The following is a 16,364-nucleotide window of genomic DNA, read 5'->3' as shown; positions in this document are numbered from 1 at the left end:
CAGCGGAGGACCCAAGAAACACAGCTCAGAACATCGAGTCGGCGTGCGGGTGGGCCACCCGGACCGGGTCCGGGGCGCAGCGCACCGTCACTCTCCGGCCCTCCGGCGCGGGGGAGTCGTCCCCGGCCACCACACAGGCCCCCGTCCACAACGCGAGTGCCACCAGTGCCACCCTCGTGGGCTCGTCGCCGTGCTCGTCCACCGCGACCACGTCGTCGGAGGTCAGTTCCAGTCGTTCCCGCAGTTCACCGAAGCGCACCATGAGGTCGCTGTGCGGGTAGAGGGTCGCCAGGACGCCGTCGCTGGTGCGTTCGTAGCCGAGGATGCCGTTGTCGAAGAGCCCGCGGGTGGGGCTGTACCCGCTCCCGTCCAGGCTGGGCTGGAGCAGTTCGTCGAACGAGGTCGTCCCCAGGGCGTCCCCGAAGGAGATCACCTGGCGCACGCGTGAGCGATCCGCCAGCTCCAGGGCGGTCTGGGCCAGGTCCTCGGTGACCAGCAGCAGCCGCGTGTCGGTCTCGGCGAGGATGGCGCTCTGGGTGTCCGGATCGGAGGTGGTCGACAGGGGAAGCGCGCGCCCGCCGACGGACATCACCGTGTACGTGGCCAGGAAACGCTCAGGGCACACGGGGGCCAGCACACCCACCACGTCGCCGAAGCACATCCCCCGGCGGCTCAGCCCCGCGGCCGCCTGCTCCACGGTCGCGGCGAAGGTCAGCGCGTCCACCCGGCCGCTCCGTCCCCGGATGGTGCCGCCCCGTGCGGGGCGCAGCCGCAGACGCTCGCACAGGCCCCCCGTCAGAGAGCCGATCGGGTCGTCCCTACGTGGCAGATGGTGTCCCGGCCGTCCGGTTCCCGAAGTCAGTGCTACCCCCATGCGTACCCCCAGCTCTCCCAGGCGGCGACGGTTCGGCTGTCCGGGCTCGTCACGCCCCCTCCACGTGGCGAGCCCGGTGCGCCGTGCCGGGAGTCCGGCGCCTGTCCCCTCCCCTGGGGGCGCCTGGTCCCGGCACGGTTCTCCACCGACCCCGGGACAGGCCCGGGGTTGACGGTCCGGCGGCTTCCCGTGTTCGGTCCGGGGCCGACGGCCGTTGCGGGGGCTCCCGTGAGCGCGTCACCAAAGGTGTCGCGAGCCCGAAGCCCCATGGCTGGAAGCCTAGCGCGTTCACAGCCAGATGCACATGCATGTTGCGGTGCAGATGCATATGTAGATTCATGGCATGCGAACGCCGAGTCATCACCAGATGGCCAGCGAGTGGCCTTTCGCGGCTCACCCCGAGGCGCTGTGCCGCTCGATCCAGGCCGTGATCTGGGTACGCGAGTGGAACCCCATCTTCCGGTTGATGTTGGCGACGTGCCGGGCCGCGGTCGACGGCGTGATGAACAGCGCCCGGGCGATCTCCGGGTTGCTCTTACCGGTGCTCACCAGACGCGCGATCTCCAGTTCCCGCCGGGTCAGCCGCTGCTGCGGACTGGTCGACTCCGGCGAGGGAGCGGCCGGCGCCTCCGCACGCCCGGACCGCGCGCCGTTGCGCCGTCCGCTCGGCGTGCGCCGCGACGGCGGCCTGCGTCCCTCCTCGGACAACAGCTCGGCCTCCCTGACCGCCTCGGTCAGTTCCAGTGCGCGGCCCTGCTCCCACCAGCCGACCAGCTGCCGCCTGCGTCGCCGGACCCGCTCCAGGTCCGTGAACGGCCAGGGCGCGGGGTTCGTGGACAGCCCCAGGCGACCCCGGACCTGCGCGGCCGCGCCCGCCAGACGGCACGCGGATTCGCGCCGGCCCAAGGCGGACGCCACCCGCGCGATCGCGGTGAGGGAACGCGCCGCCTCCGCTCGCTGCCCGGTCGTGTGACTGAGGACGAGTCCCTCGCTCAGGTAGTCGAGGGCCTGTTTGGTGTGCCCCTGCACGTGGGCGACCCGCCCGATGCCTGACAGGCAGCGGGCCTCCTCCGCGGCCGCCCCGATCAGCCGTTGGGTGTCCAGGGCCTCGCGGTAGCAGCGGTCGGCGGTCATCAGGTCGCCGTTGGCCTCGGCCGCCCCGGCCTGCCCGATGAGGATGACGCCGACCCCCCAGCGGTGGTCGATCCCGCGCAGCAGAGTCAGTGCCGCGTTGTAGTGGTGGTCGGCGCTGGGGTAGTCGCCCTGCTGCGCGACCAGTGCGGCCCGCGTCCCGAGGGCGATCGCCTCACCCCACAGATCACCGGCGTCCCGGCACAGCCGCAGGGCCTCCTCGACCCGAACAGCGGCCCGGTCCAGGGAGCGCGTGCGCACCTCCACGAGCGCGAGCAGGTTGAGGCAGGTGCGGACGAACACGTCGTCCCCCGCCTCCCGGCACAGCCGCAGCCCCTCCTCGCCCAGGGCCAGGGCGCGTTCGTGGTCACGCCGCACCCGGGCGAGCTGGGCCCGGCCGACCAGGGCGCGGGCGCGCGACGGGGCCTTGGCCGCGTCCTCCAGCCCGAGCAGCAGGTCCATCCAGTGCGCGCCCTCGGAGTAGGACTGGTGGCTGACCCAGTGCGCGACCAGGCTCACGCACAGGCGCAGCCCCGGTTCGGCGGCGCCGTGCTCGTACGCCCACCGCAGGACCGAGCGCAGCGTGGAGAACTCGGCGATGACCCGTTGGCGGCCGGAGTCCCGCTCCGTCCAGGGCATCGACTGGCTCGACTCCAATCGCCGCCCCAGGTCCTCCACCAGACGCAGCATCCGCGCCAGGAGCCGCTCCTGGAACGGCTCGGCCTCGCCCCGGGCGGCCAGCCGCTCCTGGGCGAAGTCGCGCACGGCCCCGGGGAGTTTGTAGCGCACCCGGCCCTCGAACTCACCGGTCACCGTGATCAGCGACCGGTTGAGCAGGGACGTGAGCAGATCGAGGATGTCGGTTTCCGGCAGGTCCTCATCAGCGCACACCTGCTCGGCCAGCTCCAGGTCCCACCCGCGGAACACCGACAGCCGACACAGCAGCAGCCGCTGCGGTTCGCTGAGGTTCTCGTAGACGAAGTCCAGTACCAGCGGCAGGACCTCGCTGCGCGCCACGGCCTGCCCTGGTCCGGGACGTACGTCAGGGGAGGCCAGGTGGGAGCGCAGCGCCTCGGCGAGGGCCTCCGGACCCGTCCCGGGGGCACTCGCGCCGAGCACCTCGATGCCCAGTGGCACCCCTCCGGCCAGGTCGCACAGGACCGCCACCGACTCCAGTTCCCGGTGCGAGACCGTGAAGCGGGGGTCGCGGGCACGGGCCCGGTCCAGGAACAGCCGCACCGCCTCGGCGTCCGAGGGGTCCGGCGGCGGTGCGTTGCGCGCGGCCACCGGCAGTGCCATGGGGGGGACCCGCCACACGGTGCCGCCGCACAGGCGGATCGGCTCTCGACTGGTGAGCAGCACCGTCACGGCGGGGCACGAGGCCAGCAGAGCCTCGCCCACCTCGGTCACCGCGTCGGCGATGCCGTCGCACGGATCGAGGATGAGCAGGAGCCGCCGCGAGCGCAGCGCTTCGGTCACCGTCACCGACATCGGTTGACCGGGCTCCTCGACCACGCCGACCGCGTTCGCCACGCGGGCGTAGACCTCCAGCGTCGTGCTCGCGTCGGTGAGGTCGGCGATCCACACTCCGTCGGGGAAGGAGACGGTGGACTGTTCCGCGACCCGCAGCGCCAGCCGGGTCTTGCCGAGGCCGTCGGTCCCGCACAGGGTGACGGATCGGCTGGAACCGAGGAGTCGGAGCAAGTCGCTCAGATCCCGCTCGCGGCCCACGAAGCCGGTACCCGGCCGAGGGAGGTTGTGCCGCGCGGGCGCGGTCAGAGGTGCCATGGCCTTCACATGTAGGGGCGGTCGGGGAAGGTCTTCACCAGTGCGGAGGAAAGGGGGGCAGGGACGAACACGTAGGGAGGTGGGACGCGGTACTTGGAGTTTCTGGTTTAGCGCGTGCACGCGCACTGTGCAAGTGCTTCCGGACAACACGCCGCCTTTCAGCCGGAGTCCGTGGTGGAAGCCCAGCCGGTCAACTGCGTTCTCGAGGAAATCGAGAGTTTTCTGAAGATGTTCGCGACGTGTCGCGCGGCGGTCGCCTGGCTGATGGTCAATCGTTCGGCTATTTCCCGATTCGACAGGCCCGCCTCCGCGAGCTCGGCGATCTCCCGTTCCCGGGGGGTCAGCGACGCCGGACCGGTCGCGCGGCCGGTGGTCCGGGGGAAGGCCAGGGCACGGTCACGGACCTGCTCCAGGGGAAGGGCACGCCACGCGTTCCACGCCTCGGTGGCCCGGGCCGTGCCCACCCACCGCTCCACCGCCGAGCGCAGGCGGACGGTTTCGGCCGACGGGCGGCCCAGTGACGTCCTCAGATCCGAGGCCACACCGGCCAGGGCCGCCGCCCGTTCGGCCTCCTGCTCCGCCAGCGCGAGCTCGGCCAGCGCCTCCAGGGCGCGGGCCACGGCGATCCGCTGTCCGGACGTGAAGCTCACCCGAAGGCAGGTCGACAGCGGCTCCCTGGCCTCCAACACCTCGCCGTCGTTCAGCAGCAGCCGCCCCAGGGCGCGGGCGCAGCGGGCCGTCGCGGGCGCCGCCTCCAATTCGCTGAAGACCTCCAGGGCCCGCGCGAACAGGTCCCGGGCACGGTCGTGGTCGCCCACCTCGGCGGCGATGGTCCCCAGGCCGTGCAGGCTGCGGGCCACGCTCCACCGGTCGCCCAGCCCCTCGGCCACCTCCATGCTGTGTTCCAGGTGACGGACGGCCTCGTCGGTCTCGTCCCGGCGGCGGGCCAGCCGGGCGAGCACACCGAGCAGGCTTCCCTCGGTGATGGGGTCACCGACCCCCCTCACCCATGACCGGGCCTGGTCGGCGTACCGCTGTCCCTCGTCCAGCGCACCCGTACGCAGGGCCAGCGCCGCCAGCGTGGTCAGCGCGGAGGCGGCCGCCCCGGGTTCGCGGCAGGCGCGCGCGGCCTCCAGGGCGCACTGGGCCAGGGCGGCGACCCGCGGGGCGGGGTCCAGGTCGAGCCGCAGTTCCGCGTGGAGCGCCAGGGCACGCGTACGCAGGACGGGGGACTGGTGGTCGGGGTCGGTGGCCAGGACGGTCTCCAACACGCGGCTCCCCTCGGCCGCCAGGTCGCGGACCATCCAGTACGGGCGCAGCGCCACGCACACGCGCAGGGCCTCGTCCACCCGGCCGTGGGAGACCGCCCACCGCGTCACCCGGGCGTGGTTGTCGCGATGGTGGTCGAGGAAGCGCAGCTGGCCCAGCCGCTCTCCCCAGGTCATGGGTTTGCTGACGTTCGCGGCCATCTCCTCCAGCCGGCGGACGCTGAAGCTCAGGTAGCGTTCCCAGCGCTCGTCCTCGCCGCCGCTCTCGGCCAGGTGCTCGGCGGCGTAGGCGCGGACGGTCTCGGTGAGCCGGTAGTGCGTGGTGCCGTCGACCTCGGCGTCCATCACCACGAGCGACTTGTCGACGAGGGAGAAGTGCAGCGGGAGGATGTCGGCGGAGTCGACGCCGTCGTCGGAGCACACCTCCTCGGCGACCTCCAGGTACCACGTGGTGAACACCGACAGCCGGTGCAGTAACCGCCGTTCGGACTCCGACAGCAGGTCGTGGCTCCACTCCAGGACCGCGCGCAGGGTGCGCTGGCGGGCGGGGAGATCGTTGGAGCCGTCGCTGGTGAGCAGCCGGAACCGGTCGTCCAGGCGGCGCAGGATCTGCTGGACGGAGAGCACGCGCACCCGGGCGGCGGCCAGTTCGATGGCCAGCGGCATGCCGTCGAGCATCCGGCAGATCTCGGCGATGTAGCCGGAGTTCTCGCGGGTCATCTCGAACCCGGAGCGGGCCGCGTGGGCCCGGGTGACGAACAGGCGTACCGACTCATAGCGCTGGGTGTCGCGGCGGGGGATGGGCGCCGGATTGGCGGCGTAGGGGTCGGTGGGGGTCGGCCGGGAGGGGAGGGAGAGCGGGGGCACGCGCCAGATGTTCTCCTGGGGCACGTGCAGGGGTTGGCGGCTGGTGGCGAGGATGCGTACCCGGGGACAGTCGCGCAGGACCGCCTGGCACAGCTGCGCCATCGGGCCGACGGCGTGTTCGCAGGTGTCCAGGAGCAGCAGCAGGTTCTGGGTGCGCAGCGCGGTGATGATCGCCTCCATCACCGTGCGGGCGTCGTCCTCCACGGCCTGGAGGCCGTTGGCGACCGTGCGCAGCGCCTGGTCGTGGGTGGAGGCCTCGCTCAGGTCGATGAAGCGCACGCCGTCGGGGAACCGGCGGAGCACGCGCTCGGCGAGGTGGAGGGCGAGCCGTGTCTTCCCGATGCCGCCGGTCCCGGTGAGCGTGACCATCCTGGCGGTTCCGAGAAGGCGGCCCAGGTCGACGATGTCGCGCTCACGACCGACGAACCGGATGAACTCGCCAGCGGACAGGGGCAGGTTGTGGCGGGGATGGGACATGGCCTCGATTACTTGGACACCGAATCGGCCGCGGCGCGCGCCTGGGCGGCACCGTGGCACGGAGAACAGCCTGCCTCCAGTCTCCCACCGACCGGCTGGAGCTGTCTTGTGAATGGCCGGTTCCGGCATGAGCGGTCAGAAACCGCCCATGCCGGGACCGTTGGTGCTATCAGGCCGATGTGTCATCGGTGGCGGGGCGCCAGGTCGCCGGGTCGGCCGGGCCCTGATCGCCGGAGGCCATGTCCTTGACCTCGTGGTCGCCGTCCTCGCCGAAGGGCGGGAACCAGACGAAGGGGACGCCCTTCTTCGACGCGTACTGGATCTGCTTGCCGACCTTGGCGGTGGAGTGGAACACCTCGGTGTTGAAACCGCGCTCGCGCAGGAGCGCCCCGGTGCGCAGGGCGTCCTTGCGGCGTTCGGCGTTCGGTACCACCACCATGACGTCGGTGGGGCACACCCGTCCCTCCTGGATCCGACCCTCCGCCACGAGCTTGGCGAAGATGCGGGTCAGGCCGATGGAGATGCCCACACCGGGCAGCCGGCGGCGGATGAACTGACCGGCCAGGTCCTCGTAGCGGCCGCCCGCGCAGATGCTGCCGTAGGCGGGGTCGTCGTCGAAGGAGGCCTCGTAGACGGTGCCGGTGTAGTAGTCCAGCCCGCGCGCGATGGACAGGTCCGCGACCACGCTCCCCTCGGGGAGGTCGGCCAGCTCGTCCAGCACGAAGGTGAGCTCCTCCAGACCCTCGGAGAGGAGTTCGGAGGTGACTCCCAGCGCCTCGACCTTCCCGGCGACGTCCTTGCCGGCGCCGCGCACGCGGGCCAGGGCCAGGCACGCGTCGGCCTGCTCGTCGTTCAGGCCCTCGCCGAGGAGGATGTCGCGCACGCCGTCGTCGCCGATCTTGTGCAGCTTGTCCACGGCACGGATGACCGTGAGCGGCTCCTTGACGCCCAGGCCCTCGTAGAAGCCCTGGAGGACCTTGCGGTTGTTCACGTTGAGTGTCCAGGAGGGCAGGTCCAGCCCGCTGAGCACCTGGTGGACGATCCGCGGCAGCTCGGCGTCGAAGTGCAGCGGGACGGAGTCGACGTTGATGACGTCGATGTCGCACTGGGTGAACTCGCGGTACCGGCCTTCCTGCGGCCGCTCCCCGCGCCAGACGCGCTGCATCTGGTAGCGCTTGAACGGGAAGGTCAGCTCGTTGAAGTGCTGGGCGACGTAGCGCGCGAAGGGCACGGTGAGGTCGAAGTGCAGCCCGAGCCTGGCGTCGGAGTCGTCCTTGGCGTCCGCCTGGAGCCGGTGCAGGGTGTAGACCTCCTGGGAGGTCTCGCCCTTGGCCATCAGCACGTCCAGGTTCTCCACCGAGGGCGTCTCCACGGACGCGAAGCCGTAGGACTCGAAGCCGGCGCGGATATGGTCCAGCCAGCGCTGCTCCACGGCCCGGACCTGTGGGGTCCATTCGGGGAAACCGCTGATGGGAGTGGGGCGGACGACGCGCTGCTCGGACATGTGGGGTTCTCGGCTCCCTTGGGAGAATGGGTGGTCGGCTGTGCCCCTCACTCCCGCGCCCGCCGACGTGCGGCTCCGACGTGGGAAGGGGCTGCGTCCATCCTACGGGCAACCGGTGCCGCCGTTCGGGTTGTCCACAGGCGGTGGCGGGCGACGGGCGGGGTGCCGCGCCGTGGGCGTCGGTCGAGGGTGTCCGCTCCTGCCACGGAGTGGCCCGTGGGCGGTGGTGGGCCCGTCGGCCCACGTGGACGGATGTGGGCCGACGGGCTTCGTGGGTGTCGGCCTCGGGCCGCCACCCGCCTCCGACACCGAAGAGCGAGGCGTCGGTTCGCGGGCGGACGCCCCAGGTGCGCCACCGAGGCGCCCCCTTCGGTCGCCCACTCGTGCCAGGAGTCCCGGCGACCGATCCTTGGCGAGTGCCCCGCCCTCCACCGTAGACTCCGCCGCCGGTCCCGGACAGGGATTGACGCGGCCGAAAGCGGCCGAAAACGGCCGCTCACAAAGTCGTAAAGTCGGTCCACCGGGGTACGGTTCCGTGCTTTGCTGGTTACGGTGTGTCCGCACTCGTGGACCGCCCGCCACGGGACTCCTCGGCCGGTCACGTGGCGATGAGCCGTGTCCGAGGCCGAGCGCGCGCACCGGAGCGCGCTGGTGGGTGTCGCGTCCCACTGCGCGGAATCGCCTTCACGGAAGGCGTTCCGGTGTTAGGTTCCAGGGGCGGCGCCCCTCGCGATGGTTCGGATCCGGGGGAGACCGCACCCCTCAAGCCCGGGACGCGCCAACCCACCGTCCGTGCGCGCGCCCGGCACTCTCCGCTAGGACTTACTGTGATCCATCAAGCCAACAGCTCCCAGCACGCGCAGGCGGCGACCGGGCTCTCCACGAAGATCATCGTGGCCGGTGGTTTCGGAGTCGGCAAGACCACGTTCGTCGGAGCCGTCTCGGAGATTCCTCCCGTGCGCACCGAGGCCGCGGTGACCGAGGCCAGCGCGGGGGTCGACGACCTCTCCCACACGCCGGACAAGACCAGCACCACGGTCGCGATGGACTTCGGGCGGATCTCCCTGGAGACCGACCTGACCCTGTTCCTGTTCGGCACACCCGGGCAGCAGCGGTTCTGGTTCATGTGGGACGACCTGGTCCGGGGCGCCCTGGGCGCCGTGATCCTGGCCGACACCCGCCGCCTGGCCGACACCTTCCAGGCGCTGGACTACTTCGAGCGCCAGTACCGCCTCCCCTTCGTCGTGGCCATCAACGACTTCGACCCCGAGGCCGCCTACACCGTCGATGAGCTGCGCGACGCGCTGGACCTGACCCCGGACGTGCCGATCGTCCACTGCGACGCCCGTGACCGGCAGTCCGTCGTGGGGGTCCTGGTCACCCTCGTCAAACACGCGATGGCCCTGGAGGCCCGGCAACGGCCGCACCGCCAACTCGCCTGAGGAGCCCCCCGACGGGAACGCGGGGGTTGTGTCCGGCGTTACCCTGGCGTGGTGTTCGGACGAATGGCGGAAAGCGTCCGCCGCCTCCTGGGAAAGCCAGGCGCGGTGGATCTGCGGCCCTATACCAAGCTCCTGCCGGCGATCGAGGCCGAGGAGGATGGTCTGCGTGAGCTCAGCGACACCGAGCTGACGGACCGCGCCATCGACCTCGGCAACGCCGAGCTCCCCTACGAACGCGGCGACCTCGTGTCGTTGTGCGCCGTCGGCCGTGAGGCGGCCAGGCGTGCTCTGGACGAGCGTCCCTTCGACTCGCAACTGCTGGGCGTCATGGCCCTGCTCGACGGGCACGTCGCGGAGATGGCCACCGGCGAGGGCAAGACCCTCGCCGGCGCTCTCGCCGCGGCGGGTTTCTCGCTGCGTGGCAAGCGGGTGCACGTCCTGAGCGTCAACGACTACCTCGCCAGGCGCGACGCCGAGTGGATGCGCCCCCTCTACGACCTGCTCGGTGTGACCACCGGGTGGATCAACGAGGAGTCGACCCCGCAGGAGCGCCGCACCGCCTACGCCTGCGACGTCACCTACGTGGCCGTCAGCGAGCTGGGCTTCGACGTCCTGCGCGACCGCATGGTCACCGACGTCGACGAGCGCGTCGTGCCCGAGCCCAGCGTCGCCATCATCGACGAGGCCGACTCCGTGCTCGTCGACGAGGCGCGCGTGCCGCTCGTCCTGGCCGGTGCCGCCGAGAGCGTCGCCGCCGATGTGGAGATGGCCGACGTCGTGCGTGCGCTCACGCCGCGTCTGCACTACGAGGTCGACGGTGAGGGGCGCAACGTCCAGCTCACCGACGCCGGCATCGACGCGGTGGAGAAGGCCCTGGGCGGGGTCGACCTCTACTCCGAGGACGACACCTCCGTCCTACCGCAGGTCAATCTGGCCCTACACGCCCACGTCCTGCTCCAGCGCGACGTCCACTACGTCGTACGCGACGGCGAGGTGCGCCTGATCAACGAGTCGCGCGGCCGGATCGCCCTGCTCCAGCGCTGGCCGGACGGACTCCAGGCCGCCGTCGAGGCCAAGGAGAAGGTCGCGCTGAGCGAGACCGGTGAGGTCCTGGACTCGATCACCGTCCAGTCGCTCGTCCTGCGCTACCCCACCCGCGCCGGGATGACCGGTACCGCCATGGCCGTGGCCGAGCAGCTGCGCGAGTTCTACGAGCTCGAGGTGGCGGTCATCCCCGACAACAAGCCGTGCGTGCGCGAGGACCACGGCACGCGCCTGTACGCCACGCGGGAGGAGAAGGAGGACGCACTCGTCGAGAAGGTCGAGGAGGTCCACGAGTCGGGCCGCCCGATCCTCATCGGCACGCAGGACGTGGCCGAGTCCGAGCTGCTGGCTGGGCGCCTGCGCGAGGCGGGGCTGGAGTGCGTGGTCCTCAACGCCAAGAACGACGCCGACGAGGCCGCGATCATCGCGGAGGCCGGTACCCACGGGGCGATCACGGTGTCGACCCAGATGGCCGGCCGGGGCACCGACATCCGCCTGGGCGGCAGCGACATGTCCGACCGCGACCGCGTGGTGGACGAGGGCGGTCTGTACGTCATGGGCTTCGGCCGCTACCCCTCCAGCCGTCTGGACGGGCAGCTCCGGGGCCGTGCGGGCCGTCAGGGCGATCCCGGCGACTCCATCTTCTTCGTCAGCATGGACGACGACCTGCTGGTCAACCACGCGTCGGAGACCACCGGCTACCAGACCACCGGTGACGGGGAGATCACCGACGGGGGCTGGCTGGCCATGGTCGACCACGCCCAACGGGTGGCCGAGGGGCAGCTGCTGGAGGTGCACCGCAACACGTGGCGGTACAACCAGCTCATCGACGTCCAGCGGGACGTGGTGCTGGAGCACCGTGAGAAGGTCCTGACCGGTGACGAGGGCACCCGACACGTGGCCTCGGACCGCTCGGAGCGGCACAAGGAGCTGGTCGAGGAGCTCGACGAGGAGACCGTGGCCCGGGCGGCGAGGCTGATCACGCTGTACCACCTGGACCGGGGTTGGACCGACCACAACGCCTTCCTCGCGGAGCTGCGGGAGGGTATCCACCTGCGCTTCCTCGGCCGCCGCGACCCCCTCGACGAGTTCAACCGGGAGGCCGTGCCGGTCTTCAAGGGCTTCCTCGACGAGGCCCGTGCGCGTGCGGCGAAGAGCTTCGAGGAGCTGGAGGTGCGCGACGGTGAGCTCGACGTCAGCGAGGTCGGTGTCAAGCGCCCGTCGATGACCTGGACGTACATGGTGCACGACCACCCCTTCAGCTCGGCGCTGGAGACCCTCGTGGGCCGGCTGAAGGGCGGAAGGGGCGCCTCGGGGCGCGACTGAGAAACGCGTCACACACTGTATTTCCGTGCGCGGGTCGGGACCAAGGTCCCGCCCGCGCATTATTTTCGTGCACTAGTCTGCTGAATTACCGGCCTGGCGGGAAAGTGCCCCCGTGCCTTTGGTTCGACCCGGTCGGCATGTCGTTTTTCCATGGAATCCGAGACGGTTGGGACTGAATCCACGGTGGTCCACGAGGTCGGTGCGCAGGAGAAGATCAGTTACGGGAGGAACGATCGTTTCGCCGGCGGTCCGGTCGGCGGCGGTCAGTTCTGGATCGCGGAGGACGGCCAGCCGGTGGCGAAGATCGGCGGCCCGAAGGAGTGGCGCCCCACGCCGATGATCGATGTTCGCGTCGGTGACGTCTTCACCGTCGGCGGGCAGGCCTGGAAGGTCACAGATATCGTCGACGCGGATTCACCCTCCGCCTATCTCCTGGCGACAAGAGTGAGTTGACCAGGTGCCCCGGGGAAACCCGGGGCGTTTTTTTGTTCCTTCTTCTGATGAGAATTGCAACCTGGTGCAACCTTTGCCGATTCCGTGGTTGTGCGGCGACGCTCCGGCGGGGCGGGTTTCGCGCCGTGGGGCTCGTGGGGCCTCTGGTGGCTGTGCGGCTGGTGGGGTAGTTGAGCCGTAACATCCGTGTGACGTTGTGTCGTCGCAGATCAGCAGGGTGTATCCGGGGTGTCCGCCGGGTGAATCGAGACGTTCCGGTTATCTGTTGGAGGGTGTTCGCGTTACCGCCGTCTCGTTAACGTCAGTGGTGTGAGGCGCGCCCCGTCGCGTTTGGGGGGGTCCTGCTCTCGGAGAGTCCACGGGTCGCTGCGCCTCGCGCCCCCGGTCGGTCCCAGGGGCTGTCCCCCGCCCCTGGGCCTGGCCACCCCCGCGACACGGTGGGGGAGTAGGTTCTCCCGTATGGGTATCCGACACATCGCACTGTTCCGGTGGCGCGACGACGTCACTCCGGCCGGGGTCGCCGAGCTGGAGAAGCTCCTCGGTGAACTGCCCGCCGCCATCCCCGAACTGCGTTCCTACGCCTTCGGTCCGGACGCGGGGATCAGCGAGGGGGCCTACGACTTCGCCGTGGTCGCCGACGTCGACGACGAGGCGGGTTTCGCCGCCTACCGGGACCACCCCGAGCACCAGGCCGTGTTGGCCGTCATCCGGCCGATGCTGGCGGACCGCGCGGCGATCCAGTTCCCGGTCGAGATCACTGGGTAGATCACGTTCCACAGGTCCGGTGAGCTTGATTTGCCGGGCCTTTCTCGTGTTCAGGGTGGGCTGGGGTCTTGCGGTAGAACGAGTTTCAGTTTAACCTCTGGGTATACCTCGCCCGGTGAGGGCGCCCGGTTGTTCGGTCATCGGGCGCCAACGGACGGCGAGTGCAAGAAGCGCCGCCCGGTGCGGTCGGATCGCGCCCCGACCCCATCGGGCGGTGTCTTGTCTCCAGGGCGGGGCGGCTCGTGTTCCGGGGCGGTGCGGTCAGCGCAGCAGCCGGGTGAGCTCGCCGAAGGTCAGGCACGGCCACGGCAGTCCGCAGCCCAGGCACCGGTGGCCCCCGCCCTCGGCCCCCTCGTCGGGTCTGTGGAGGAACAGCAGGTCCACGCAGACCCCCGCCAGCGCGGTGACCTCGTCGCGTGCGCTCGCGTAGAAGGCGACGTCGTTGATCCGGGCCAGGGCGCCGCCGGAGTCGCCCGCGGGCGGCAGGCCGACCGTGTCGGGTTCCCACGGAACCGCACGGGCCGAGCGTTCCCGGATGCCCTGGACGCAGCGGAGCAGTCGCGCGTGTTCGGAGGTGATCCCTCCACGTGACGCTGACGTGGTGAACGGTGACATCGCTGATCTCCCCCCGCCGGGTGGATACGCGGCCTCGCGATGTCACACAGAGTATAGTCATCATTGCGGAATGTCGCGACACGCGGAGGGTGCGAGGCACGGATCGCCCTCCGGGGGCGGCCCGTGCCTCGGTGTGTCGGGCGACCGCGTGTCGCCGTGTCGGTGCGCTCTAGCCGCAGCTCCCGCCGCAGCTGCAGGAGCCGCCGCTCTGGCAACCGCAGCCGCAACCGGAGCCGCAGTTGCATCCGCTCAGCATCGGGGGCGTGGTCAGGGGGTGAGTCACGGTCCCTCCTCCGGGCTCGACGGTGCCCGTGGCCGATCACATCACAGCCCCTGATTCGCAGGGGGCGCCACGGGCACGTATCCCGACGACAGAGGTGCCCCACGCCCGCCCCCTCCAACCCGCCGGACATCCTCGACAGGCCGCACCCGCCCGGGCCGCCTGCCGAACTTTTCCTTGTGAACCCGATCTGAACTGGTCTTTCATCGGGGATTCGGTCAGGCGAAGAAGGTGGGCTCCGTTGCCGACCGGCGTGTCATTCGGTAGAGCCAAACCTGTCCCAGGACCATGACCGGAACCACGGGCGCGAGCCAGGACCACACGAACACGGCGGTCGTGTCCGGGATCGGAGCCGTCGGGAGGCCGGCCGTCAGCGCCACCAGCGCGCCCGGAACCGCGATCGCGACCGCCGACGTGTGCCGCGACAGCATCGGCCCCCTCAACCCGCTCGTCATCACCAGCGCGCCGAGCAGGACCACCGCCAGGGCCGCCGCCACGACCGGCGCACCGCCCGCCGGCCCCCCGGGAAGGAAGGCGGCGACGGTGGTGACGACCGCCAGACCCGCACCGACCCGGGCCAGCGGGCGCGTCGCGCGGGCCGCGACGTCCGCGCTGTCGCAGTGGTCGGCGCCGACCAGCCGATCGGCGCCGAAGGCCGCGCCTCGAAGAGCGAACAGGCAGACCACCGTGGCCGCGCACGCGACGGTGAAGAGGCTCGCGACCAGACCGCCGGTGAGCAGCCCGGCCACCACCAGGCCCCACGCCACGGCGACCGCCCAGCCGCCCGCCACGACGGCGCCGTCGCAGGCGGACCGCCACCCCGGCCGGTCGATCCGAGCGCGCAACCACAGTCCGGCGTCGCGGACCAGCCATCCGGCGAGGAGGGCGACGAGCACCGGCCACAGCTTCGCGACCACGTGGTGCTCGGTGTACGGGAACAGGCCGGCCAGGACACCGACGGCGGCGACCAGCCACACCTCCGAGGCGAGGAAGCAGGGGGCGACGGCGGCGACGGTCCGGCGGCGCTGGCCGGGTGTGCGCGCCACGGCGGGCATCAGCATCCCCAGGCCGACGTCGGAACCGGCCAGGACGAGGTAACCCACGAGGAACAGGGCGAGGAGTGCGGAGGACAGGACGTCCATGGTGTGCTCCCAGGAAGGTCAGAACGAGTGGACGGGGGCGGCGGGCTCCCCGTGCTCGGCCTCGCGGCGGGCGGCGAGGGGACCGCCCTCCGGGCCGCGCCGGGCGTAGCGCGCCAGGAGCCAGCAGGTGACCGAGGCCAGGACCGCGAACGCGGCCGTGAAGAGGGAGAAGGACAGCAGGGCCATCCCGGGGGACAGGGGCGTCATCGCGTCCGCCGTGGTGAGGTGGTGGACGACGGCCCACGGCTGGCGGTTGGTCTCGCGGAACACCCAGCCGCCGACGCTCGCCGCGTACGGCAGGAAGGGCGTCACCGTGAGCGGGGCGAGGAACCAGCGCCAGCGGTCGAGTCCGCCGAACGGCCAGACCAGCAGCATGACCGGGCCGAGCAGGGCGAACACCAACCAGGACAGGACCATCGTCACCTCTCCGAACAACCCGACCGCCGACGCCGTGCCGCCCTCGTGGGCCGCCTCGATCGCCTCGATCTCCCCCGGGGAGTAGGTGAGGCCGCTGGTCGGCGGTGCCTCGCCGACGATTCCGAACTGGAGTCCGCCGAACGTCGCCACGGGCAGGGCCATGAGCGTGACGGTGATCGCCGCGTAGCGCACGCCCCGGCGGAAGATCCCGTGATCGTCCTTGCGCCGCACCAGGTGGTAGGCGCTCACCGCGGCGACGACCAGAGCCCCGAGCAGCAGTGCGCTGGTCACGATGTGCCCGAAGGCCAGGGCCGAGGCGGGGTTGGTCAGCAGCGCGGCCGGGTCCGTCATGTGCGCCACGCCGTCGACCATCTCGAAGCCCACGGGGTTGCGCAGGAACCCGTTGGAGACCAGCACCCACCACGCGGACACGTAGGCGGTCGCGGTGACCACGGCGAAACAGGCCAGGTGCGCCCACCGGCCCATCCGGTCCCAGCCGAAGATCCACAGCCCGAGGAACGTGGACTCGACGAAGAACGCGGTCATCGTCTCCAGGGCGATCGGCGCGGCGAAGGTGTAGCCGAACATCTCCTGGATCCCGCTCCAGTTCAGTCCGAGCTGGAGCTCCATCACCAGGCCGGACAGTACGCCCATGCCGTAGTTGACCAGGTACAGTCCGCCCCAGAAGCGGACCGCGGTCATCCGCGCGCGGTCGTCGCGCAGGACGGCGGTCAGCTGGGTGACCAGGATGTAGGGGGCCAAGCCCAGCGTCAGGGCCACGAACATGTAGTGCGTGGCGGCCGTCAGCGCGAACTGGAGTCGCGCGAGCAGGAGCGGATCTTCGAGCATCGTGGGGCCTCGGGGTCGGGTGCCGTGGACGGCTCTCAGCATCCGCCGGGGGCCCGGCGCCGCACATCGTCTCGTCGGCGACATCCGGGGACCACTTCTCGGCGTACACACGCCGAGGCGGC

The 16,364-nt window shown here is 71.1% G+C and carries 11 protein-coding genes; 4 read left to right on the top strand and 7 right to left on the bottom strand.

What is annotated here, in order from left to right:
- Nucleotides 1-25: 25 nt before the first annotated feature.
- The 4 genes from KIK06_RS16090 to hisS form a co-directional block, all read right to left on the bottom strand.
- Nucleotides 26-874, bottom strand: coding sequence for an AMP-binding protein (locus KIK06_RS16090; protein ID WP_040689843.1), 849 nt, complete (start codon nucleotides 872-874; stop codon nucleotides 26-28).
- A 393-nt stretch (nucleotides 875-1,267) separates the two neighbouring features.
- Nucleotides 1,268-3,784: a LuxR C-terminal-related transcriptional regulator gene (locus KIK06_RS16085; RefSeq protein WP_268646022.1), complete on the bottom strand. Its 2,517-nt coding sequence runs from the start codon at nucleotides 3,782-3,784 to the stop codon at nucleotides 1,268-1,270.
- A gap of 167 nt (nucleotides 3,785-3,951) precedes the next feature.
- Entirely contained in the window at nucleotides 3,952-6,405 is a 2,454-nt protein-coding gene (locus KIK06_RS16080; protein WP_268643827.1) for an ATP-binding protein, read from the bottom strand.
- Between the two features lie 169 nt (nucleotides 6,406-6,574).
- A complete protein-coding gene (hisS, locus tag KIK06_RS16075) occupies nucleotides 6,575-7,909 on the bottom strand; it encodes a histidine--tRNA ligase (protein WP_017599472.1) in 1,335 nt (444 codons plus the stop codon).
- Between the two features lie 827 nt (nucleotides 7,910-8,736).
- On the opposite strand from hisS, the gene KIK06_RS16070 reads away from it, so the two are divergent.
- The 4 genes from KIK06_RS16070 to KIK06_RS16055 all read left to right on the top strand — a co-directional run bounded on the left by KIK06_RS16070 (nucleotide 8,737) and on the right by KIK06_RS16055 (nucleotide 12,939).
- Nucleotides 8,737-9,351 carry a GTP-binding protein gene (locus tag KIK06_RS16070; RefSeq protein WP_017599471.1) on the top strand — a complete coding sequence of 205 codons (615 nt, stop codon included), beginning with the start codon at nucleotides 8,737-8,739 and terminating at the stop codon, nucleotides 9,349-9,351.
- Nucleotides 9,352-9,414: 63 nt separating this feature from the next.
- Nucleotides 9,415-11,721, top strand: coding sequence for an accessory Sec system translocase SecA2 (gene secA2, locus KIK06_RS16065; protein ID WP_268646020.1), 2,307 nt, complete (start codon nucleotides 9,415-9,417; stop codon nucleotides 11,719-11,721).
- Nucleotides 11,722-11,904: 183 nt separating this feature from the next.
- Nucleotides 11,905-12,174 carry a DUF6406 domain-containing protein gene (locus tag KIK06_RS16060; RefSeq protein WP_017599469.1) on the top strand — a complete coding sequence of 90 codons (270 nt, stop codon included), beginning with the start codon at nucleotides 11,905-11,907 and terminating at the stop codon, nucleotides 12,172-12,174.
- A 459-nt stretch (nucleotides 12,175-12,633) separates the two neighbouring features.
- Nucleotides 12,634-12,939 (top strand): Dabb family protein, encoded by a 306-nt coding sequence (locus KIK06_RS16055; protein ID WP_017599468.1) that lies wholly within the window; start codon nucleotides 12,634-12,636, stop codon nucleotides 12,937-12,939.
- Nucleotides 12,940-13,200: 261 nt separating this feature from the next.
- Here KIK06_RS16055 and KIK06_RS16050 read toward each other — a convergent pair whose 3' ends face one another.
- From KIK06_RS16050 to KIK06_RS16040, 3 genes are all read right to left on the bottom strand, one after another.
- Nucleotides 13,201-13,554 (bottom strand): hypothetical protein, encoded by a 354-nt coding sequence (locus KIK06_RS16050; protein WP_268643825.1) that lies wholly within the window; start codon nucleotides 13,552-13,554, stop codon nucleotides 13,201-13,203.
- Nucleotides 13,555-14,052: 498 nt separating this feature from the next.
- Nucleotides 14,053-14,976, bottom strand: coding sequence for a cytochrome d ubiquinol oxidase subunit II (locus tag KIK06_RS16045; RefSeq protein ID WP_268643823.1), 924 nt, complete (start codon nucleotides 14,974-14,976; stop codon nucleotides 14,053-14,055).
- An 18-nt stretch (nucleotides 14,977-14,994) separates the two neighbouring features.
- Entirely contained in the window at nucleotides 14,995-16,242 is a 1,248-nt protein-coding gene (locus tag KIK06_RS16040) for a cytochrome ubiquinol oxidase subunit I (protein WP_268643821.1), read from the bottom strand.
- Between the last annotated feature and the right edge of the window lie 122 nt (nucleotides 16,243-16,364).

The organism is Nocardiopsis sp. EMB25, from assembly GCF_026797795.1.
Classification (GTDB): domain Bacteria; phylum Actinomycetota; class Actinomycetes; order Streptosporangiales; family Streptosporangiaceae; genus Nocardiopsis; species Nocardiopsis lucentensis.
The sequence above is the reverse complement of the archived record's forward strand: the minus strand, read 5'-3'. Positions and strand labels throughout refer to the sequence as shown.

Bases quoted from the DNA above. Each gene is read 5' to 3' on its own strand.
- KIK06_RS16090 (WP_040689843.1), bottom strand. From the start codon at position 874: ATGGGGGTAGCACTGACTTCGGGAACCGGACGGCCGGGACACCATCTG.
- KIK06_RS16080 (WP_268643827.1), bottom strand. From the start codon at position 6,405: ATGTCCCATCCCCGCCACAACCTGCCCCTGTCCGCTGGCGAGTTCATC.
- hisS (WP_017599472.1), bottom strand. From the start codon at position 7,909: ATGTCCGAGCAGCGCGTCGTCCGCCCCACTCCCATCAGCGGTTTCCCC.
- secA2 (WP_268646020.1), top strand. From the start codon at position 9,415: ATGGCGGAAAGCGTCCGCCGCCTCCTGGGAAAGCCAGGCGCGGTGGAT.
- KIK06_RS16055 (WP_017599468.1), top strand. From the start codon at position 12,634: ATGGGTATCCGACACATCGCACTGTTCCGGTGGCGCGACGACGTCACT.
- KIK06_RS16050 (WP_268643825.1), bottom strand. From the start codon at position 13,554: ATGTCACCGTTCACCACGTCAGCGTCACGTGGAGGGATCACCTCCGAA.
- KIK06_RS16045 (WP_268643823.1), bottom strand. From the start codon at position 14,976: ATGGACGTCCTGTCCTCCGCACTCCTCGCCCTGTTCCTCGTGGGTTAC.
- KIK06_RS16040 (WP_268643821.1), bottom strand. From the start codon at position 16,242: ATGCTCGAAGATCCGCTCCTGCTCGCGCGACTCCAGTTCGCGCTGACG.